Consider the following 21382-nt stretch of genomic DNA (forward strand, 5'->3'; position numbering starts at 1 on the left):
CAAGGACCCGCTCGGCGTGTCGCCGCCGGAGCGGGGCGGGTCACGTCGCGACTGAGCCACCGGTCACCGCAGGGTCACCACGTCCGGCGCGCTGACGTCGATGGTGTCGGCCTTCCGATCGAGCAGGGCGCTGGCCACCCGGGCCTTGTCCGCGCCCCGGGTCGCGTCCCCCCAGACCACCACCCGGTCGCCGCGCAGCCGCAGCGTGATGCGGGCCAGCCCTTCGACGGTCACGTCCACCAGCTCGGCCCGCAGCTGCGGGGTGAGCGCGCCGAGCACCTCCAGCGCCGCCCGGGTCGGCCCGTCGCCCGGGCCCGGCTCGGCGAGCCGGACCAACGGCAGGCCGTCCGGCTGCCGGGGCACGGTGCGGAAGACCACGCCCGCGCGGTCGATCACCACGAACTGCTCCCCGCGCGGCACCACCGCCACGCCGGTGCGCTCGGTCACCCGCACCACCAGCGTGTCCGGCCAGTCCCGGGTCACCACCGCCCGTTCCACCGCCGGCAGCCCGCCGACCCGCCGCGCGGTGGCGGCCAGGTCCACCCGGGCCAGCGGGGCGTCGTCGGGCACCGCGGCCGCGTCGCGGACCTGCACCGTGGTCACCAGCTCGGCGCCCTCGACCCGGACCTCACGCACCCCGAACAGCCCCGTGCCGAGCAGGGTCCAGGCGACCAGCGCGGCCACCCCGAGCACGCCCGCGGCGACCGCCCACGGCAGCGCCGCGCGCATCCGGCGCTGCCGGGCCCGGGCCATGAACCGGCGGGTCGAGGCGGGCACCGCGTCGCTGCCGGCCCGCACCAGCTGCCACCGGCGCACCGGCCCGCGCCGGCCGCCGCCGTCCGCGCCGGTGGTGCGCCCCCGCGCCGGGCCGGGACTCATCCGGCCGCGGGCGCCGCGCCGTCCGGGACCGCGCTGCCGGCGCCGGGGACGGTGCCGCCGATGGTCGTCGTCCCGCCCGCCTCGCCGCCGGGGGTCGTGCCCGCCGGCGCCGCCGGATCGGCGGCACGCGCCGTCAGCGCGGCCAGCAGCTGGTCGCCCATCAGCGAGATCGGCGGGGCGCCCATGGTCACCACGACGTCGCCGGGGCGGGCCCGCCGGGCCACCTCCACCGGCGCGGCATCCCAGGAGTCCACGAAGACCTTCCGCTCCGCCGGCAGCGACACCGCCTCGATCAGCGCCGCCGACCCCTCCCCCGGCTCGCGCAGCTCGCCCGGCCCGAAGACCTCCAGCAGCACCAGCTCGTCGGCGATGGACAGCGACTCGGCGATCTCCGCCTGCAGGTCGCGGGTGCGGTAGAGCCGGTAGGGCTGGAAGACCACGATCAGCCGGCCGTCCCCGGCCACCTCGCGCAGCGTCTGCAACGCCAGCGTCATCGAGGTCGGGTGGTAGGCGTACTCGTCGTAGACCAGCACGTCGTCCGCGACGCCCTTGCGCTCGAAGCGCCGCCGCACGCCGGGGAACGCCGCGAGCGCGGCCTCCGCCGCCTCCAGCGGCAGGCCCAGCAGGTACGCGGTCAGCACGGCCGAGGCGCTGTTGAGCCCCATGTGCCGCCCCGGCACCGGCAGCCGGAACTCGCCGAGCGACCGCCCGTCGATGCCCGCCAGGTAGCGCACCCCCCGGGCCGACGAGGCGACGTCGGTCAGCCGCAGGTCGGCGTCCGCCGCCTCGCCGTAGGTGTGCACCCGGCGGCCCTCCGCGCGCAGCGTCTCGGCCAGCCGCCGCCCGCCCGGGTCGTCGGCGCAGGTGATGATGAAGCCGTCCGGGTCGGTGAGCCGGGCGAACTCGGCGAAGGCCGCCTCCAGCGTGGCGAGGTCGCCGTAGGTGTTCAGGTGGTCGGCCTCGACGTTCGTGACGATCGACACGTACGGGCGGTAGATGAGGAAGGAGCGGTCGCTCTCGTCCGCCTCGACCACGAAGTGCTCGCCCGTGCCGTGGTGGGCGCCCGAGCCGACCTCGGAGATCTCCCCACCGATCACGAAGGACGGATCCTGCCCGGCCTGCTGGAGCACCATGGTGACCATCGAGGTGGTGGTGGTCTTGCCGTGGGTGCCCGCGACCGCCACCGTCCGGCGGCCCGTCATCGCGGCGGCCAGCGCCTCGGAGCGGTGCAGCACGCGCAGGCCGCGCCGACGCGCCTCCACCATCTCCAGGTGGTCCTGCGGGATCGCCGAGGAGTAGACGACCGTGTCGACGCCGTCGAGGTTGGACGCCTCGTGGCTCATGTGGATGGTGCCGCCGAGGGCCCGCATGCCGGCCAGGGAGGGCCACTCCCGCAGCTCGCTGCCGGAGACCCGGATGCCCCGGGTGAGGAAGAGCCGGGCCAGCCCGCTCATGCCGACCCCGCCGACACCGATCAGGTGGATCGTGCCCAGGTCCTCGGCGGTGAGCGTGCCGGCCGGGGTGAACTGTGCGGTGTTCATGCCGAGTACCTTCCCGTCGCGGTGGCCAGACTCACCGGGCCACCGCCTCGTAGACGAAGTTGAGCAGCGCCTCGTCGCCGTCGCGGCGCCCGTACGCGGCGGCGGCGGCGCCCATCGCGTGCAGCCGGTGCGGATCGCGGATCAGCGGGACGATCGTCCGCTCGACCCAGTCCGGGGTCAGCTCGGCGTCGTCGACGAGCAGCCCGCCGCCGGCCTCCACGACGGGCAGCGCGTTGCGCTTCTGCTCCTGGTTGCTGTGCGGGTACGGCACGTAGATGGTGGGCAGCCCGATCGCGGCCACCTCCGCGCAGGTCATCGCCCCGCCCCGGCCGAGCATCAGGTCCGCCGCGGCGTAGCCGGCCTCCATCTCGGACAGGTAGGGCAGCGTCACGTACGGGACCGGCAGGTCGGTGGGGACCGGCACCGGCTCGTTGCGGGCGCCGATCACGTGCAGCACCTGCACCCCGTTGCGGGCGAGTTCCTTGGCCGCGCCGGCGACGGCGAGGTTGATCGAGCGGGCGCCCTGCGAGCCGCCGGCGACGAAGAGCACCGGCAGGTCGGGACGGAGCCCGAAGTGGGCCCTGGCCGCGTTGCGCATGGCGAACCGGTCCAGCCCGGCGATGCCCCGACGCAGCGGCACGCCGACCACCCGGGCGTCGCGCAGGGCCTCGGCCTGGGCGGGCTGGTGCGGGAAGCCGACCGCCACGTGGTCGGTGAACCGCATCCCCAGCCGGTTGGCCACCCCCGGCGGCACGTTCACCTCGTGGATCACGATCGGCAGCTCGCGCCGCCAGGCGGCCAGGTAGGCCGGCACGGAGACGTACCCGCCGAAGCCGACCACCACGTCGGCGCGCACCTCGTCGATGACCTTGCCCGCGGCGCGCGCCGCGGTCCACATCCGGCCGGGGGTCTTGACCAGGTTCATGTTCACCGACCGGGGCAGCTGGTAGGCCGGGATCTGCCGCAGGTCGTAGCCCTGCGGCGGGATCAGCTCGTTCTCCAGGCCCTTCGGTGTGCCCAGACAGGTGATCCGGACGCCGGGGTCGTGTCGGCGCAGGCAGTCGGCGAAGGCGAGCAGCGGGTAGATGTGCCCCCCGGTGCCACCTCCCGCGAGCACCACCGAACGCAGCGGACCCATCAACGTCTCCTCTCGTCCGCCGATCCGCGGCGGGTCCGGGCCACCCGGACACCGCGCGGTGCGGCCTGGTCGTCTTCTCGCCGCTCCCGCGACCGGGGCACGGACCCTCGGGCAGCCGGGGGCGCCGCCGGACGGCGGCGCCGCCCGGGAAGCGGCGGCAACGGGGCCCAGAGTAGTCGGACCCATCGGGCCGGCGGACGGGCATGCAGGGCTCTGGCGGCGTCGGGTTCGGCGCGGGCGAAGGAGGCGAGCATCCCGATGGCGGCGAGGGTGACGACCAGCGCGCTCCCGCCGTCGGAGATGAACGGCAGCGGCACGCCGGTCAGCGGCAGCAGGCCGACCACCCCGCCGATGTTGATCACCGCCTGGCCGACCAGCCAGGTGGTCGCCGCCGCGGCGGCGAGCCGGCGGAACGGGTCCTCGACCCGGCGGGCGATCCGCAGCCCGGTGTACGCCAGCACGGCGAAGAGCGCCACCACCACGCCGCACCCGACGACGCCCAGTTCCTCGGCGACCACGGCGAAGATGAAGTCGTTCTCCGCCGCCGGCAGCCACTGCCACTTGGCGATGCTCTTGCCGAGGCCGACGCCGAACCACCCGCCGTTCTCGATCGCGTAGCGGGCCTGGGCGATCTGGTAGCAGCCCGCGTCCTTGCACACGTCCAGTGGAGGCGGGTCGATGAAGGCGGTCAGCCGGGCCAGCCGGTAGTTCTCCGCGCCCGTCTCGCCCGAGCCGGCGCCCAGCGAGGCCACCGCGACCAGCAGGCCGATGCCGAGCAGGCCGACCGCGGAGAGCGCGGCGAAGACCCGCATCCGCACCCCGGCCGCCCAGAGCAGCCCCACGACCAGGGCGAGCAGGCAGAGCATGGTGCCCAGGTCGTTGTAGCCGACGAGGACGAAGAGCAGGCCCACCACCGGGAAGAGGGGAGTGGCCAGCTCGCGCCACCAGCCCAGCGCGGCACCCTTGCGGGCGATCACGTGGGCGCCCCAGAGCACCAGGGCGAACTTGGCGAACTCGGAGGGTTGCACCTGGATGCCGCCGACGAAGAGCCAGAGCAGCCGGGCCTCGACCGGGCCGATCCGGGCGGACTCCTGGCCGGTCAGCCGGGCGTACGCGAGCAGCAGGTTGAGCACCAGCAGCAGGCCGATGGCGGTGAACAGCAGCGGCCGGCCCAGCGCCCGGTAGGTCGTCGCCGGCAGCCGCTGGCACGCCCAGAACGCGACGATGCCGATCACCGCGAAGATCGCCTGCTTGACCAGGGACGTCGAGGCGTTGCCGTTCTCCGCGTAGTCCCGGACGCTGGTGGCCGAGAAGACCATGGTGAGGCCGATCAGCAGCAGCAGCCCGGCGCTGGACAGCAGCAGGTAGTAGGAGGCCAACGGCCGCTCCAGCAGCCCGCGCAGCGCGGCCAGGCCGCCCGCGGCGTCCAGCCCACGCGGCAGCTGGGGACCGGGCTCGTCCGGCCCGCGCGTCGCGGCGGGCGCGTCGCGCGTACGCCTGCCCCCCGGTGACCGCCCGGGTGTCCCTTCTGCCGTGACCTCGATGTTTCGTCCCTCCCCCACGGGAACATCATGGCGGTTTCCCGGGTCCGCCACCGGCGCAACCGACCGGTCGGCGTGTCGGGCTTGCGCCGGGCCGCGCGGGCCGTCCCGCCGGGCGGACGCGGCGCGGGGCCCGGGCGGCACGCGCCCGGGCCCCGCGGCGGGACCTGCCGGCCCACTCAGGTCATGTTGGCGAGGAACTCGCTGTAGAACAGGCCCAGCGCGATGGCCACGCCGATGCCGGCGATGATCCAGAACCGGACCACGATGTTGACCTCGCTCCACCCGGCGAGCTCGAAGTGGTGCTGCAACGGCGACATCCGGAAGACGCGCTTGCCGGTGGTGCGGAACGAGATGATCTGGATCACCACGGACATCGTGATGATCACGAAGAGGCCGCCGATGATCGGCAGCAGCAGGATCGTCCGGGTGGACATCGCCATGCCGGCGATCAGGCCGCCGAGGCCCAGCGCGCCGGTGTCGCCCATGAAGATCCGCGCCGGCGAGGTGTTCCACCACAGGAAGCCCACGCAGGCCCCGGCCGCCGCGCCGGCGATCAGCGCGATCTCCAGCGGGTCCCGGACGGCGTAGCAGTAGTCCTGGGTGTAGTTCGGGTCGGCGCACCAGTGCCGGTACTGCCAGAAGGCGATCAGCGCGTACGCCGCGAGGACCATCACCGAGGCGCCGGTGGCCAGGCCGTCGAGGCCGTCGGTGAGGTTGACGCCGTTGGTCGCGGCCATCACCACGAAGATGAAGATGACCACCGCGCCGATCTTGGTGACGTCCAGCGCCGGGATGTCCCGGATGAAGCTGAGCGTCGTGCTGCCCACGGTCTCCGTGTTGGTCTCCGCCCCCGAGGCGTCGGTCATGGTGCTCGGAAAGTAGAGCGCCACCACACCGAAGACCGCCCCGACCAGGATCTGGCCGAGCAGCTTGCCGCGCTTGTTGAGCCCGCCGCTGTGCCGCTTGCGCACCTTGAGGAAGTCGTCGATGAAGCCGACGGCGCCGGAGAAGACCATCAGCCCCAGCAGCACCAGCGCGGTGATCGTCGGCTCGACCTGGGCGATCTGCGCGTCCGGCAGGGTCGTCAGCGCCAGGTGGCCGGCCACGTACGCGATGACCGTGGCCAGGATGAACACCACGCCGCCCATCGTCGGCGTGCCCTTCTTGCCCTCGTTGCTGGCGAGCCCGAGGTTCGATCGGATCGGCTGGCCGGCCTTCAGCCGGGCGAACACCTTGATCGCGATCGGGGTGCAGAGCAGCGAGACCAGGAAGGCCACCCCGATGGCGACGATGACCGCCCTCATGCGGCGCCGCCCTCCGTCGCCTGCTCGTTCGCCCCGCCACCGGCGGCCTCCGCGCGCAGCGCGTCGGCCACCTCCCAGGTGCGGTACCGCGAGCCCTTCACCAGGACGACGTCGCCCGGCCGTAACTCGCTGCGCAGCACCTCGACGGCCGCCGCCTGATCGGTGAGCAGCACCGACTCTCCTCCCCAGTCACCTACCGATGTCGCGCCTTCGTGGATCGGCGCGGCCGGCTCGCCCACCACGAGCAGCCGGTCTACGCCCAGCTCGGCCGCGAGCCGGCCGACCTCGGCGTGCCCGTCGCGTTCGAACGGACCCAGCTCCGCCATGTAGCCGAGCACCGCGACGGTGCGCCGCTCCCGCCCGATGCCGGCCAGCGCACGCAGCGCGACCGCCATCGAGGCGGGGTTGGCGTTGTACGAGTCGTCGATCACGGTCACCCCGTCGGCGCGTTCGAAGACGTCCATCCGGCGGGTGGAGACCAGCCCCAGGGCGCCCAGCGCGGTGGCCAGCTCGGCCAGCGGCATGCCCAGCTCGCGGGCCACCGCGGCGGCGGCGAGCGAGTTGGACACCTGGTGCCGGCCGGTCAGCCCGAGCCGCACCGGCGCGGTCCCCTCCGGGGTGACCAGGGTGTACGCGGGCCGCCCCCGGTCGTCCAGCGTCACGTCCTCGGCCCGCACGTCGGCGTGCGCCGCCTCGCCGTAGCGGACCACCCGGGCGACCGTACGCGAGGCCATCGCGTCGACCAGCGGGTCGTCGGCGTTCAGCACGGCCAGGCCGTCGGCGGGCAGCGCCTCGACCAACTCGCCCTTGGCCAGCGCGATCGTCTCCACCGAGCCGAACTCGCCGATGTGCGCCACCCCGACGTTGAGCACCACGGAGATCCGGGGCGGCACCACGTCGCAGAGGTAGCGCACGTGCCCCACTCCGCGGGCGCCCTTCTCCATGACCAGGTAGCGGGTCTCGGGCCCGGCCTGCAACGCCGTGTACGGGTGCCCCAGCTCGTTGTTGAACGACCCGGGCGGGGCGACGGTCGGGCCGAGCCGCGCGGCGAGCTGGGCGATCAGGTCCTTGGTGGTGGTCTTGCCCGACGAGCCGGTCAAGCCGACGACGGTGAGCCCGGGCAGCCGGTCGACCACCGCGCGGGCCAGCCGGCCCATGGCGGCCAGCGCGTCGTCGACCAGCACCATCGGCACGCCGGGCACCGCGCGGGTGCCGAGCACGGCCACCGCGCCGGCGGCCACCGCGCCGGCGGCGTAGTCGTGCCCGTCCACCTTCTCGCCCGGGAAGGCGACGAAGAGCGCGCCCGGGCGCACCTTGCGCGAGTCGAACTCGACCGGACCGGTGACCCGGGCCTGCGGGTCGGCGCCGGCCAGCCGCCCGTCGACCGCCGAGGCGACCTCGGCCAGGCTGAGCGGGATCACCGCTGACCCGCCGGGTCGGCGAAGCGGGCGCGCAGCGCGTCGGCCAGCTCGGTGCGGTCGTCGAACGGGTGCACCTCGCCGCCGATCTCCTGCCCGCGCTCGTGGCCCTTGCCGAGCACCGCGATCACGTCGCCCGGCTCGGCCAGCCGGACCGCCGCGTCGATCGCCGTCCGGCGGTCGGCCACCTCCTCGATCCGGGCCGTCGTGCCGGCGTGCCGGGCGCCGGCGAGCACCTCGGCCCGGATGGCCGCCGGATCCTCGGTACGCGGGTTGTCGTCCGTCACCAGCACCACGTCGGCTCCCTCCGCCGCGGCGGCGCCCATCACCGGCCGCTTGCCCCGGTCCCGGTCCCCGCCGGCACCGATCACGCAGATCAACCGGCCGGCGCCGAACTCCCGCAGCGCCGCCAGCGCGGCGACGATCGCGTCCGCCTTGTGCGCGTAGTCGACCACGCCCCGGACCGGGCCGGGGGCGCTCACCAGCTCCAGCCGGCCGGGTACCCCACCGCACGCGGCGACCCCGGCGGCGGCCGTGCCCGGGTCCACGCCGGCCCCGACCAGCGCGGCGATGGCCAGCAGGGCGTTGGCCACGTTGTGCCGGCCCGGCAGCGCCACGCCGGCCGGCAGGACCAGCCCGTCCGGGCCGTGCGCGGTGAACCGCTGCGCGTACCCCTCGCCGCCGATCTCGTCGGCCCACCAGGTGGCAGTCGGGTCGCCGGCCGCCGAGTACGTGACCGTCGCCGGGCCGTACAGCGACTTCAGCGCCGGGTCGTCGTGGTTGAGCACCTCCACGGCGCAGCGCCCGTCGAACAGCTGCGCCTTGGCGGCGAAGTAGTCCGCCGAGTCGGCGTGGAAGTCCAGGTGGTCGGAGCCGAAGTTGGTGTAGCCGCCGACGGTGAACCGGACCCCGCCGACCCGGCCCATCGCCAGGGCGTGGCTGGAGACCTCCATGACCACGGCGGTGACGCCGCGCTCCCGGGCGGCGGCCAGCATGGCGTGCAGGTCGGTCGCCTCGGGCGTGGTGCGCACGCTGTCGATCGCCAGGTCGCCGAGACGGGTCTCGACGGTGCCGATCAGGCCGGTGGTGTGGCCGGCGGCGCGCAGGCCGGACTCGACCAGGTAGGCCGTCGAGGTCTTGCCGGCCGTGCCGGTCACCCCGATCACCGTCAGGTGCTCGGTGGGGTCGCCGTAGACGGCCGCGGCGAGGGTGCCCAGCACCGCGCGCGGGTCGGACACCACCAGCGCCGGCAGGCCCGCCTCGGCCACCGCCCGGGCGCCCGCCGGATCGGTCAGCGCGGCCACCGCGCCGGCGGCCGCCGCGCCGGCGGCGAACTCCGCCCCGTGCCGGCGGGCACCCGGCAGGGCCGCGTACAGGTCGCCGGGGCGAACCTCCTGGCTGGCGTGGGTCACCCCGGTCACCACCAGCTCGGGGGCGCCCTCCGGGGGCTCGACGGCGAGGCGGGCGGCGAGGTCGCCGAGCCGGACACCGATCACGGTACGGGGACGAGGATTGCCGGGCACGGCGTCAGACCCTACCCGGTCGTCCGGTTCCGGCCGCACAGCCGCCCCGGTGGTTCGTCCGCACTCACCGATGATGTCGCGGCGTGGCCGCTCAACGTGGATAGACCGTGAACTTCGGGGCCTTCTGCCCACTCGGCGGCACGCCGTAGTGACGCAGCGTGAACTGCATCATGTCCCGGAACGCGGGGGCCGCGATGTCCCCGCCCCCGCCGGCCGGGGTGTGCGCGAAGACCGCGATCACGTAACGCGGGTTCTCGGCCGGGGCCATCCCGATGAACGAGGCCACCTCGCCGGGCTGCTTGCGCCCGTCGACCAGCCGCCAGCCGGTGCCGGTCTTGCCGGCGACCCGCCACTCGGGGATCGCCGCGGCTCTGCCGGTGGCGTCCTCGACCGTGGTGACCGCCTCCAGGATGGTCCGCAGCGCGGCGGCGTTCTCCGGGCTGAGCACCGAGCGGGTGACCGGGGGCTCGGTCGGCGTACGCTTCCCGTCCGGCTCGATCACCTCCCGGACCAGGCGCGGCTGGACGTACGTGCCGTTGTTGGCGATCGTCGCGTAGACGGCGGCCATCTGCAGCGGGGTGGCGTCCACGCTGTGCCCGATCGGCACCGACCCGGCCGACGACCCGCTCCACTCGTCGGCCGGCAGCAGTCGTCCGCTGGCCTCGCCGGGCATGCCGACCCCGGTGGGCTCCCCGAGGCCGAACCGCTTCTGGTAGTCGATCAGGCGTTCCGGGCCGAGCTTGTCGGCGATCTGGATGGTGCCGACGTTGGACGAGTACGCCATCATGCCGGGCAGGCTCATCCGCCGCCCGTCGGCCCGGTGGGTGTCGGTGAACCAGGTGTCGCCCTTCTTGATGCCGTTGGCGATCGGCAGCGTGGTGTCCGGGGTGATCACCCGCTCCTGGAGCGCGGCGCCGAAGGTGATGGCCTTGTGCACCGAGCCGGGGTCGACCACGAAGCTGGTGGCCGCGTCCTCCCGGTCGGTCGGGTCGCTCGGCACGGGCTTCGCCGCGTTGTAGGTGGGGTGGCTGGCCTGGGCCAGCACCTCGCCCGAGGGAATCTCGATCACCACCGCGGCGCCGGTGCTGCCCTTGCTCTGCGCCATGTGCCGGCTGAGCATCCGCTGCGTCATGAACTGCAGGTCGCGGTCGATGGTGAGCTGGAGCGAGCTGCCCGGCTTGGCCTTCGTCGTCTCGCTGTAGCCGCCGGGGATCGGGGCCGCCAGGTCGCCGAGGCCGACCTCGTAGACCCGCTTGCCGTCCTTGCCGCGCAGCACGTCGTCGTAGCGGGCCTCCAGCCCCTCCAGCCCGACCATGTCCTGGCTGGTGAAGCCGAGCAGGTTGGCCGCGAGGTCGCCGCCGGGCACCTCGCGCCGCTCGTCGCGGTGGGTGTAGATGCCGGGCAGCTCCAGCGCCGTGATCTGCCGGGCCCGGTCGATGTCCACCCCCCGGGCCAGGTACTCGAACTGCGAGTCGACGCCGTTGACCCGCTTGCGCGGCTTCATCTTCTCGGCCAGTTCGGAGGCCGGCATGGCCAGCAACGGGGACAGCGCCCTGGCGGTGGCCTGCTGGTCCTTGATCTGGGTGGGGTCGGCGTAGACGTAGCGGGCCTCGACGCTGTGCGCCAGCGGGGCGCCGGACCGGTCGTAGATGGCGCCGCGTGCCGCCGGCAGCGTGACGGTGCGCAGCCGGTCGGCGACGCCGCCGCCGGCGTACGCCGGGGTCTCCACGGTCTGGAGGACGACCAGCCGGATGCCGATGACGGCGAAGAGCGTCAGGGTGAGCACGGTGCCCAGCCGCAGCCGGCGCCGGGGATCGGCCAGCCGGGGCGGCTTGCGCGACGGCCGCCGGGCGGCCGGGCGGTCCGGGCGGCGGGCGGGGCGCGCGGCGGCGCGGCGGCGCGGCGGCGGCGGGTCGTCGTCGTCGTGACGCGGGGCGCGGGGCGTGACCGTGCGGACGACGCCCGAGCGGCCCGGCGCCTCCCGCCGGCCGGCCCGGCCGGCACCCGCGCGCCCGCCGTCGAGCACCTGGAGGGCGGGGCGGAACGGGTCGCCGGAGCGGGTGCTGCGCGGCGTCCGGCGCTGCTCGGCGGGGCCGGCGTCGGCGTCCCGCTCGGCGCGGCCGCCGGCGCGCTGCTCGCGCACGGTGCGCCCGCGCGGGGTGTACGCCCGGGCGTCGGAGATGCCACCGACCCCCGGCTCGCCGGAGCGCGGTTCGGCGCCCCGGCCACCGGTGTTGCGGGACGAACCGCGCCGGGAGCCTGTGGCGTCCCGGCGCGGTTCCTCCGATCTCGGCGGCACGGTCGTCAGCCTCCCGCGCCCTGCTGGCTGGTGATCGAGGGCTGGCCCTCGGCCGGCTGCGGCACGCCGATCACCTTGCCGTCGGGCAGCCGGATGTAGGCCGGCTCGCCGGCCTCCACCAGACCGAGCCGGCGGGCCTGGGCCTCCAGGTTGCCCGGAGCCTCGGCGTCGGCGATCTCCTTGGTCAGCTGCTGCTGCTCCACGTCGAGCTTGGCCTGCTGCTCCTGGAGCTTCTCCAGCCGGAAGGCGTTCTCGTTGATCTTCGTGTTGACCAGCAGGATGCCGAGCACCCCGCCGACCACCAGCACCAGCACCAGCGCGGCGAACGGCGCCCGCGGCACCTTCACCGGCGGCGGCGGCGCCACCCGCAGCCGGGGCGGACGCGCCGTGGCGACGCTCTCCCGCTCGGCCGGCCGCAGCGCGGCGCTGCCCTGGGTCGGGAACTCGCGCGCCCCCCGGGCGCGAGTCTCCCCCTGCCGGCTCGCGCGGTCCGCCCGCGGCGTGCCGGTCCCGATGCGCGTGGCCCGCTCCGCCGCGGTCCGGCCCCCCGACCGCGGTGCGCGCTGCCCGCCGCCGGTGACGTCCCGGCGGTCGCGCTTGTCAATCGTCATGTCCCTCCCCCTCTTCGTCCGTCCCTGTCCCGTCCCCCGGGGTCCGTCGGATCCGTGTCGGACCCGGGGGACCCCGCCCCTGGTTGGTGCATCGCCTTCACCCGCCGGCGGTACCGTTCGCGGTCGGTACGCCCCTGCTGCGCCGCGTCCGGGTCGAGTCGCTCCGCGGCCCGCAGCCGCACCGAGGCGGCCCGCGGGTTCGCGGCGACCTCCACCTCCCCGGGCAGTTCGGCGCCCCGGCTGAGCAGCCGGAACGTCGGACCGGACCCGGGCAGTTCGACCGGGAGGTCGACCGGGCCCTTGCTGCGGACCCGGTCGCTGAGCGCCGCCTTGGTGAGCCGGTCCTCCAGCGAGTGGTAGGACAGGACCACCATGCGGCCGCCCACGTTGAGCTTGTCGAGCGCGGCTGGCAGCGCCGTCTCCAGCGCTGCCAGCTCCTTGTTTACCTCGATCCGTAAAGCCTGAAACGTTCTCTTGGCCGGGTGTCCCCCGGTTCGTCGCGCGGGTGCCGGAATGGACTCCCTGACCAGTTCGGCCAGCCGCGCCGACGAGGTGATCCGGGCCCGCTCGCGCTCGCGGATGATCGCCGAGGCGATCCGGCCCGCGAACTTCTCCTCGCCGTAGACCCGCAGCACGCGGGCCAGGTCCGGATGGGCGTAGGTGTTGACCACCTCCTCGGCGGTCGTCCCCCGGGTCTGGTCCATCCGCATGTCCAGCGGGGCGTCCTGCGCGTAGGCGAACCCGCGGTCGGGTGCGTCGAGTTGCAGGGAGGAGACCCCCAGGTCGAACAGGATGCCGTCGATCGCCGGATAGCCCAGCCGGTCGAGCACCTCCGGGAGCTCGTCGTAGACGGCGTGCTCCAGGTGGACGCGGTCGGCGAAGCGGGCCAACCGGACGCGCGCGTGGGCGAGCGCCTCGGTGTCCCGGTCCAGCCCGATCAGCACCGTCTCCGGATGCGCCTCGAGCACCGCCTCGGCGTGCCCGGCCAGCCCCAGCGTCGCGTCGACGTGGACCGTCCGCCCGCCCCGGCCCAGCGCGGGGGCCAGCAACTCGAGACACCGCTCGAGCAGCACCGGCACGTGCGTGCCGCGTAGCTCCCCCATGTCGACCCCCACTGGTGTGAAACCTTCGTCCTTCACGCGTCCGTCGTCGGACGACGCCGTGCCGTCGTACCGCCAGATCCCCATCCGCTCCCGCCCGTCGGAGGCCGCGGCCCTCCGATCGGATCGTGCGCCTGGCACCGGGGAAGGGGTGCCAGGAACTCGAAAGCGGGTGGAGATCTCGCAGTACGTCGGGCGTCGTCACGCCCTACAGACCGCCGGGCAGCACCCCCTCCTCGATGTCGGCGAAGTCGTCTTCGCTCTCCGCGAGGTAGGTCTCCCAGGCAGCCTTGTCCCAGATCTCCACCCGGCTGCTCGCGCCGATCACGACCAAATCCCGGTCGAGGGCGGCGTAGGCCCGCAGGTGGGCCGGGATCGTCACCCGGCCCTGCTTGTCGGGCACCTCGTCGTGCGCGCTGGCGAAGAAGACCCGGCTGTAGGCCCGGGCCGCCTTGTTGGTCACCGGCTGCGCGCGCAACTGCTCCGCGATCCGCTGGAACTCGGGCATCGGGAAGGCGTAGAGGCAACGGTCCTGCCCTTTGGTGATCACGACACCCCCCGCCAACTCGTCCCGGAACTTCGCCGGGAGGATCAACCGGCCTTTGTCGTCCAGGCGTGGGGTGTGGGTGCCGAGGAACATCGGCCCAACCCCCTCGCCCTTGAGCGGCGTTCGCGGCGCCGCTGACCCCCCGGGCCGGTGGGCCCTCCCGGCCTCACCATTGGGCCCCACTCTACTCCACTTCCCTCCACCTGCAACCAGAATCGCCCGCGTGGCGCGGCCTTTCGGCGCGCAAAACAGCACGTCAACGGGGGTGGAGCGGAGTGGAGGGCTCCGGCGCCCGCCAGGCCCGTCCGCTTTCCGACATAGATCGACTCCGTCCGGCTGAGCGCGGTCCGACCGCCCCGCCGGGTCACCCCGGCCGAACGGTTCGCCGTCGGCGGCGATCTGGCGGGGTCGCCGGTCCGGTAACCTCGCTCGGGTGACGGACGCGAAGATGCCCCTGCGGGCAAAGGTGGCCAGCTCGGTGTCGCGGACCGCCGCGGCGCTGTCGCGGGCCGCGGGGCGCGGTGACGGCTCGGTGATCGGCGGCTGGATCGGCCTGAAGATCGACCCGGACCTGCTGGCCCACCTGTCGGCCGGGCGCGCCATCGCCCTGGTCTCGGGCACCAACGGCAAGACCACCACCACCCGGCTCACCGCGGCGGCGGTCGGGGTGCTCGGCCGCGTCGCCACCAACTCCTTCGGCGCCAACATGCCGACCGGCCACACCTCGGCGCTCGCCAAGGCCGGCAGCACGCCCTACGCGGTGCTGGAGGTGGACGAGCACTACCTCGCCCAGGTGCTGGACGCCACCGAACCGCACGTGGTGGCGCTGCTCAACCTCTCCCGCGACCAGCTCGACCGGGCCAAGGAGGTCGCCATGATGGCGCAGCTCTGGCGCGCCGCGCTGGTCCGGCACACCAACGTCCGCATCGTCGCCAACGCCGACGACCCGATGGTGGTGTGGGCCGCCACCCCGCCGCCCAACCACGACCACCGCATCGCCCCGCCGCACGTCACCTGGTTCAGCGCCGGGCAACGCTGGCACGATGACTCCTGGGTCTGCCCCGAGTGCGGCTCCACCATCCAGCGCTCCGGCGACCAGTGGTGGTGCAGCGGCTGTCCCCTGCGCCGGCCCGAGCCGCAGTGGATCGTGGAGGACGACGGCGTGGTCGACCCGACCGGCGCCTGGCACAAGGTCAAGCTCCAGCTCCCCGGCAAGGTCAACGTCGGCAACGCCGCGACCGCGCTGGCCGTCGCCGCCGAGTTCGGCGTCCGGCCCGTCGACGCGGTGCTCCAGCTCGGCACCGTCACCTCCGTCGCGGGCCGCTACGCCCAGGTCGACCGGGACGGGCGCAACATCCGGCTGCTGCTGGCGAAGAACCCGGCCAGCTGGCTGGAGGCGTTCGACATGGCCGACGAGGCGCCGACGCTGCTCTCCATCAACGCCCGGGATCCCGACGGGCTGGACACCTCGTGGCTCTTCGACGTCGACTTCGCCCCGCTACGGGGCCGGCAGGTGCTGATCACCGGCGACCGCGCGTACGACCTCGCGGTCCGGCTGGAGGTCAACGACGTGCCCTTCCAGCACGTGCGGACGTTCGACGACGCCGTCCGGTCGGTGCCCCCGGGCCGCCTGGAGGTCATCGCGAACTACACCGCGTTCCAGGACATCCGAGCGGAGTTGGACCGTGTCAACTGAGAGCCTGCGCATCGTCTGGATCTACCCCGACCTGCTCTCCACCTACGGCGACCGCGGCAACGCGCTGATCCTCGCCCGCCGGGCGCGCCAGCGCGGCTTCCCGGTCGAGGTGCTGGAGGTGCGCTCCGACCAGCGCCTCCCCTCCACCGCCGACATCTACCTGATCGGCGGCGGCGAGGACGGCCCGCAGGCGCTCGGCGCGCAGCGGCTGCTGGCCGACGGCGGCCTGCACCGGGCGGTCGCCCAGGGCTCGGTCGTGTTCGGGGTCTGCGCCGGCTACCAGCTCCTCGGCACCTCCTTCTTCGCCAAGGGCACCCTCTGCGCCGGGCTGGAACTGCTCGACCTCTCCTCCGACCGGGGGCCGACCCGCGCGGTCGGCGAGCTGGCCGGCGAGATCGACCCGCGGCTGGGCGTGCCGGCGCTGACCGGGTTCGAGAACCACGGCGGGCGCACCCACCTCGGCCCGGGGGTCTCCCCGCTGGCCCGGGTCACCGCCGGGGTCGGCAACGACGGCGCCACCGAGGGGGCGTGGCGGGGCAAGCTGCTCGGCACGTATTCGCACGGCCCGGCCCTGGCCCGCAATCCCGCCCTGGCGGACCTGCTGCTGCGCTGGGCCACCGGCGTGCACCAACTCCCGCCGCTCGACGACACCTGGTCCGACCGGCTGCGCGCCGAGCGCCGCGCCGCGGTGGCCGCCGCCGCCCGGGCATGATCCCGGCCGTCCGGCGGCTGCTGCGGCAGCCGTCGGCCGTCCGGTTCGCCCTGCTGCTGCTCCTGCTCGCCGCCTTCGGGGCGACGCTGCTCGTCGTCGACCTGCCCGAGGCGCACCAGCTGCCCCGGATGGCCGACCGGCTGGGCGGTCTCGCCCCCGTGGCGGCGGTGCTCGGCGGGGCGATGCTGCTGGTCGCGCTGGTGCCCCGCACCTTCGTCACGCTCGCCTCGGGCGCGATCTTCGGCGCGCTGGAGGGCGCCGCGTACGCGCTGGGCGCCGCGCTGCTCGCGGCGGCGCTGGGCTTCACGGTCGGCCGCCTCCTCGGGCGGGAGTTCGTCGCCGACCGGGTGCGCGGCCGGCTGGCCCGGCTGGACGGCTGGTTCGCCCGGCAGAGCGTCCTCGGCGTGATCACCGTACGGCTGCTGCCGATCGCCGGCTTCGGGCTGGTCAGCTACGGCTACGGCACCACCGGCGCCCGGGTGCTGCCGTTCCTCGCCGGCAGCGTGATCGCCTCCGCCCCCACCGCCTTCGGCTACGCGGCGGTGGGCGCGGCGGTCACCTCCCCGGGCGACATGAACTGGTTCGGCGCCGCTCCGGCCGCGCTCGGCCTGATCGCCAGCGTCGTGCTGATCCGCCGCTGGTGGCGCGCGGAGCGACAGCGCCGGCTCGGGCCGAGCTGAGGCCGGCGGTGCGCAGCGGGCCGCCCGGAGCGGGCGGGGACAGCGGGCCGGGACGCGAGCGGCGGCAGCCGACCGGTGCCACCGGCCGCGCGGACGGGGCCGCCGAGGAGCGGCTGGGCGGCGGCCGCGCGGACGGGGCCGCCGAGGAGCGGCTGGGCGGCGGCTTCATTGCCGAGGTCGTCCGGGTCGGCGACACCGTCCGGCGTACGGCGCCGGCGAACGCCGACTTCGTCGCCGCGCTGCTGCGGCACCTGGAGCGGACGGGTGCGGACGTCGCGCCCCGCCACCTCGGTACGGACGAGCGGGGCCGGCAGGTGCTCAGCCACGTCGACGGCCGGGTGCCGTGGCGGGACCGGGAGGACCCGGCGTACTTCGCCGACCCGGCGCTGACCCGGCTGGCCGAGCTGCTCCGGCGGCTGCACGACGCCTGTGCGGGCAGCCCGCTGGCCGGCGACGCCGAGACGGTCTGCCACCGCGACCTGTCCCCGAAGAACACGGTGTACCGGGACTCCCCCGCCGGCCCGCTGCCCGTGGCGCTGATCGACTGGGACCTGGCCGCGCCCGGCCGGCGGGTCGAGGACGTCGCCTTCGCCGCCTGGCACTGGGCGGCGCTGGGGCCGGACGCCGACCCGGCGGAGCTCAGCCGGCGCGCCCGGCTGCTCTGCGACGCCTACGAGGCGGCCGGCCCGGAGCCGCTCGCGCTGCCCCGCGCCGAACTGGTCGACGTGATGCTCGCCCAACTCGACGGCACCTGGCGGGGCATCGTGGCCGGCGCGGACCGGGGCGAGGAGAGCATGCGCCGGCTGCGCGACGCCGGAGTGCCACCGATGATCCGCGGCTGGCACGACTGGCTCACCGACCACCGCGCCGCGGTGGCGGCCGCCCTGCGCTGACCGCCCGGGGCCGCGCCCGACAGCGGCCCGCGCCCGTCGCGACGACGCGTCACCGCGACGGGGAGACCAGCCCCGCCTCGTAGGCGGCGATGACGAGGTGCACGCGGTCGCGGGCGCCCAGCTTGCCGAACAGCCGGGCCACGTGCGCCTTGGCGGTGGCCGCGCTGATCACCAGCTCGGCGGCGATCTCGCCGTTGGACAGGCCCCGGCCGACGAGGGTCAGCACCTCGCGCTCCCGGTCGGTGACGCCGTCGAGGGTCCGGGGCGGGGCGGTGGAGGTCGGCCGGCGGGCGAACTCGGCGATGAGCCGGCGGGTGACCCCAGGGGCGATCAGCGCGTCCCCGGCGGCGACCACCCGGACCGCGTGGAGGATGTCGTCCAGCGCCATGTCCTTGACCAGGAACCCGCTCGCGCCGGCGCGCAGCGCGGCGTGCACGTGCTCGTCGTCGTCGAAGGTGGTGAGCACGAGGACGCGGGTGACGCCGCCGTGCGCGGTGATCGCGCGGGTGGCCCGGATGCCGTCCATGCCGGGCATCCGCAGGTCCATCAGCACCACGTCCGGCACGACCTCGTGGGCCAGCCGCACCGCGTCGGCCCCCGTGCCCGCCTCGCCGACGACGTCGATGTCGGGGGCGTCGGCGATGAGCACCCGCAGGCCGGCGCGGACCAGTGGCTGGTCGTCGACGAGCAGCACCCGGACGGTCACCGCTCCCCCGCCCCGGACCGCGATCCGACCGGCTCCTCCGCCGCCGGTGGCGCCGGCAGCCAGGCCGCCACCCGGAAGCCGCCCTCCGGACGCGGCCCGGCGTGGAACCGGCCGCCGGCCAGGGCGACCCGTTCCCGCATGCCGACGATGCCGTGCCCCTCGCCGCCGACCGTGCCGCCCCGACCGTCGTTGACGACCTCCACCACGACCTCGTCGGGGCCGTGCGTGACGGTGACCCGGCAGCGGTCGCTGCCCGCGTGTCGTACCACGTTGGTCAGCGCCTCCTGCACGATCCGGAACGCGGCGAGGTCGACCTCGGCCGGGACCGGCCGCCGCTCGCCGCCGCGCCGCAGGTCCACCCGAACCCCGGCGTCGGCGGCGGCCGCGACGAGCCGGTCCAGGTCGTCCAGCCCGGGCATCGGATCCAGCGACGCCGACTCCGACTGCGGGCGGCGCAGCGCGCCGAGCGTATGCCGCAGGCCGGCCAGGGTGTCGCGGCTGGTCGCCTCGATGGTGGCCAGCGCGGCGCGGGCCTGCGCCGGTTGGGTGTCGATGACCCGGGCCCCCACGCCGGCCTGGATGGCGATCACCCCGATGCTGTGGGCGACCATGTCGTGCAGCTCGCGGGCGATGCGCAGCCGCTCGGCGGTGACCGCCTCGGCGGCGGCGTGCGACCGGAGCGCCTCGGCGTAGCCGCGCCGGGCCCGCACGGAGTTGCCGACCGTCCACGCGGTGACGACCGCCAGCACGGAGATCATGGCCCGGCTCACCGGGTCGGTGGAGGGGTTCACGAAGCTCGCGGCGATCTGCACGGCGAGCGCCACGACGGCCACCGGCACCGAGACGCGACGGGACCTCCCCGCCGCGATCAGCCCCACCACCAGGTCCACCGCCAGGAACTGCGCGTACCAGATGTCGGCCAGGTAGCCGTCCTCCGGCACGTTGACGACCACGGTGACCACGCACGCCGCGACGAGCATCAGCGCCAGGGCCAGCACCGGCCGGCGCCGCAGCAGGCCGGCGGGCGGGGCCACGGCCAGCAGCGGCACCAGGTAACGCTCGGAGAGCCACCAGTCGCCGAACCCCACGCCGTCGCGGCTCGACGCCACGACCGGGGCCATGAGCACGGCGACCGGCAGCACCGCGACGCCGACCCAGGGCAGCACCGTCCGCGCCAGCGACGAGGCGCGGCGCGGCGGCGACGCGGTCGCATCCATGGGCACACGGTAGCCAGCCGGCCCCCGCCCGGGCATCGGCCCAGGGGCGTACGCCCCGGGGCTGATCGCCGCCCGCCGGATGTGGCCGGCGGGGCGACGCCTCGCCGGCCGCCGCCGGGCAGCGTGGGGCGGGTGATCGAACTCAACGCCCTGACGAGACGGTACGGCCGCACGACGGCCGTCGACGACCTCACCCTGAGTGTGCGCCCCGGTTACGTGACCGGGTTCCTTGGCCCGAACGGGGCCGGCAAGTCCACCACCCTGCGGATGATCATCGGCCTCACCGCGCCGACCAGCGGCACCGTCACCGTGGACGGGGTCCGGTTCGCCGACCGGCCGCGCGGGCTGCACCACGCCGGGGCGCTGCTCGACGCGGGGGACGTGCACGGCGGACGCAGCGCCGTGGCCCATCTGTCGGCCCTGGCACGCAGCAACGGCATCGGGCGCGACCGGGTCGACGAGGTGCTGCGGGAGGTGGGGCTGTCGGCCGTCGCACGGCGGCGGATCGGCGGCTTCTCCCTGGGCATGCGGCAGCGGCTCGGGATCGCCGCGGCGCTGCTCGGGGATCCGCCCGTGCTGCTCTTCGACGAGCCGTTCAACGGCCTCGACCCGGAGGGGGTGCGGTGGGTGCGGGACCTGTTCCGGCGGTTGGCGGCCGAGGGGCGCACGGTCTTCGTCTCCAGCCACCTGATGAGCGAGATGCAGAACTGCGTCGACCGGCTCGTGGTGATCGGCCGGGGCCGGCTGATCGCCGAACAGAGCCTCGCCGAGTTCGCCGCCCGGAGCACCCGGGCCAGCGTGTCGGTCCGTACGCCCGACCCGGCGACGCTGGCCGCCGTGCTGGCGGCCGAGGGCGCCGACGTGCGACCGGCCGACGCGGGGGCGCTCGTGGTGACCGGCCTGCCGGCCGTCCGGATCGGCGACCTCGCCCTCGCCCACGGCGTCGGGCTGCACGAACTGACCACCCGCACCGCATCGCTGGAGGAGGCGTTCATGGAACTCACCGCCGCCAGCGTCGAATACCTCGCCGGGGAGGGAACCCGATGACCGTCGTGACCGCGCCGACCCGCCGACCGACCGTGACCGGGGCGCCGGTCCGGTTCCGGGACCTGCTGGCCGCCGAGTGGATCAAGCTGTGGTCGCTGCGCTCGACCCGCTGGACGCTGCCGCTGGTCTTCCTGTTCGTGGTCGGCACGAGCGTCAACGCCAGCCTCGCCGACCACCGGAACTGGCCGGCCTACCCCGAGGGGCGCCGGGAGCTGTTCCGCCTGTACGGGCCGGTGCGCGACGCCTTCCCCGAGGCCGGCTACCTGCTGCTGATCCTCGCCTCGGCCACCGTCGGCGCCCTGACGATCGTCGGCGAACACCAGAGCGGGCTGATCCGCGCCACGTTCGCCGCCGTGCCCGCCCGCCGGGCGGTGGTCGCCGCGAAGGCCGCCGTGCTGACCGCCGTCATGCTCGTCCTCGGCACGGTCACCGCGGCGACCGCGTTCTGGGTGTCCCAGGCGATCCTCGCCGACCGGGACGCCGGCTGGTCGATCGGCGAGCCGGGGGTGCTGCGCGCGGTCGCGGCG

Annotated in this window: 17 protein-coding genes and 2 pseudogenes; 6 read left to right on the forward strand and 13 right to left on the reverse strand. The window is 75.1% G+C overall.

Annotated features, from left to right (window positions below; translation table 11 throughout):
• Positions 1-63 precede the first annotated feature (63 nt).
• The 11 genes and pseudogenes from ACSNN9_RS12265 to mraZ form a co-directional block, all read right to left on the reverse strand.
• Positions 64-879, reverse strand: a complete 816-nt coding sequence (locus tag ACSNN9_RS12265) for a cell division protein FtsQ/DivIB (RefSeq protein WP_436673172.1) — start codon at positions 877-879, stop codon at positions 64-66.
• Positions 876-2420, reverse strand: coding sequence for a UDP-N-acetylmuramate--L-alanine ligase (murC, locus tag ACSNN9_RS12270; protein WP_436673173.1), 1545 nt, complete (start codon positions 2418-2420; stop codon positions 876-878). Before murC ends, ACSNN9_RS12265 begins: the two co-directional genes overlap by 4 nt.
• Before the next feature lie 31 nt (positions 2421-2451).
• Positions 2452-3558, reverse strand: a complete 1107-nt coding sequence (gene murG, locus ACSNN9_RS12275; protein WP_436673174.1) for an undecaprenyldiphospho-muramoylpentapeptide beta-N-acetylglucosaminyltransferase — start codon at positions 3556-3558, stop codon at positions 2452-2454.
• Positions 3558-4970, reverse strand: coding sequence for an FtsW/RodA/SpoVE family cell cycle protein (locus ACSNN9_RS12280; RefSeq protein WP_436673186.1), 1413 nt, complete (start codon positions 4968-4970; stop codon positions 3558-3560). The genes murG and ACSNN9_RS12280 overlap by 1 nt, the downstream gene beginning before the upstream one ends.
• A gap of 308 nt (positions 4971-5278) precedes the next feature.
• Complete coding sequence (mraY, locus tag ACSNN9_RS12285; protein ID WP_436673175.1) at positions 5279-6406, reverse strand: phospho-N-acetylmuramoyl-pentapeptide-transferase; 1128 nt, start codon at positions 6404-6406, stop codon at positions 5279-5281.
• Complete coding sequence (locus tag ACSNN9_RS12290) at positions 6403-7827, reverse strand: UDP-N-acetylmuramoyl-tripeptide--D-alanyl-D-alanine ligase (RefSeq protein ID WP_436673176.1); 1425 nt, start codon at positions 7825-7827, stop codon at positions 6403-6405. Before ACSNN9_RS12290 ends, mraY begins: the two co-directional genes overlap by 4 nt.
• Positions 7824-9386 carry a UDP-N-acetylmuramoyl-L-alanyl-D-glutamate--2,6-diaminopimelate ligase gene (locus ACSNN9_RS12295; protein WP_436673177.1) on the reverse strand — a complete coding sequence of 521 codons (1563 nt, stop codon included), beginning with the start codon at positions 9384-9386 and terminating at the stop codon, positions 7824-7826. The genes ACSNN9_RS12290 and ACSNN9_RS12295 overlap by 4 nt, the downstream gene beginning before the upstream one ends.
• Positions 9387-9438: 52 nt before the next feature.
• Positions 9439-11646, reverse strand: a complete 2208-nt coding sequence (locus ACSNN9_RS12300; protein ID WP_436673178.1) for a peptidoglycan D,D-transpeptidase FtsI family protein — start codon at positions 11644-11646, stop codon at positions 9439-9441.
• Between the two features lie 5 nt (positions 11647-11651).
• The gene (locus ACSNN9_RS12305; RefSeq protein ID WP_436673179.1) at positions 11652-12257 is read right to left on the reverse strand and encodes a septum formation initiator family protein; all 606 of its coding nucleotides are present in this window, start codon (positions 12255-12257) and stop codon (positions 11652-11654) included.
• Positions 12247-13360, reverse strand: a pseudogene (gene rsmH, locus ACSNN9_RS12310) (16S rRNA (cytosine(1402)-N(4))-methyltransferase RsmH). Before rsmH ends, ACSNN9_RS12305 begins: the two are co-directional and overlap by 11 nt.
• 205 nt (positions 13361-13565) lie before the next feature.
• A complete protein-coding gene (gene mraZ / locus ACSNN9_RS12315; RefSeq protein WP_436673180.1) occupies positions 13566-13997 on the reverse strand; it encodes a division/cell wall cluster transcriptional repressor MraZ in 432 nt (143 codons plus the stop codon).
• 355 nt (positions 13998-14352) lie between these two features.
• Between mraZ and ACSNN9_RS12320 the strand changes: the two genes are divergently transcribed.
• From ACSNN9_RS12320 to ACSNN9_RS12335, 4 genes are read left to right on the forward strand one after another with little or no spacing between them, the layout of a single operon-like run.
• On the forward strand, positions 14353-15600 hold the full coding sequence (locus ACSNN9_RS12320) for a MurT ligase domain-containing protein (protein ID WP_436673187.1): 1248 nt from the start codon (positions 14353-14355) through the stop codon (positions 15598-15600).
• Positions 15590-16312 (forward strand): type 1 glutamine amidotransferase, encoded by a 723-nt coding sequence (locus ACSNN9_RS12325; RefSeq protein ID WP_101411882.1) that lies wholly within the window; start codon positions 15590-15592, stop codon positions 16310-16312. The genes ACSNN9_RS12320 and ACSNN9_RS12325 overlap by 11 nt, the downstream gene beginning before the upstream one ends.
• On the forward strand, positions 16252-16992 hold the full coding sequence (locus ACSNN9_RS12330) for a TVP38/TMEM64 family protein (RefSeq protein ID WP_436673188.1): 741 nt from the start codon (positions 16252-16254) through the stop codon (positions 16990-16992). Before ACSNN9_RS12325 ends, ACSNN9_RS12330 begins: the two co-directional genes overlap by 61 nt.
• Positions 16993-17000: 8 nt before the next feature.
• Entirely contained in the window at positions 17001-17885 is an 885-nt protein-coding gene (locus ACSNN9_RS12335) for a phosphotransferase (RefSeq protein WP_436673181.1), read from the forward strand.
• A 49-nt stretch (positions 17886-17934) separates the two neighbouring features.
• Here ACSNN9_RS12335 and ACSNN9_RS12340 read toward each other — a convergent pair whose 3' ends face one another.
• Both ACSNN9_RS12340 and ACSNN9_RS12345 read right to left on the reverse strand, forming a co-directional pair.
• Positions 17935-18591, reverse strand: coding sequence for a response regulator (locus tag ACSNN9_RS12340; RefSeq protein WP_436673182.1), 657 nt, complete (start codon positions 18589-18591; stop codon positions 17935-17937).
• Positions 18588-19808 (reverse strand): sensor histidine kinase, encoded by a 1221-nt coding sequence (locus tag ACSNN9_RS12345; RefSeq protein ID WP_436673183.1) that lies wholly within the window; start codon positions 19806-19808, stop codon positions 18588-18590. The genes ACSNN9_RS12340 and ACSNN9_RS12345 overlap by 4 nt, the downstream gene beginning before the upstream one ends.
• A gap of 132 nt (positions 19809-19940) precedes the next feature.
• On the opposite strand from ACSNN9_RS12345, the gene ACSNN9_RS12350 reads away from it, so the two are divergent.
• Positions 19941-20855 (forward strand): ATP-binding cassette domain-containing protein, encoded by a 915-nt coding sequence (locus ACSNN9_RS12350; RefSeq protein ID WP_436673184.1) that lies wholly within the window; start codon positions 19941-19943, stop codon positions 20853-20855.
• Positions 20852-21382 (forward strand): annotated as a pseudogene (locus ACSNN9_RS12355) (hypothetical protein); the annotation flags it as partial. The gene ACSNN9_RS12350 and the pseudogene ACSNN9_RS12355, both read left to right, overlap by 4 nt.

Source organism: Micromonospora sp. URMC 107 (assembly GCF_051386315.1).
Lineage (GTDB): Bacteria > Actinomycetota > Actinomycetes > Mycobacteriales > Micromonosporaceae > Micromonospora.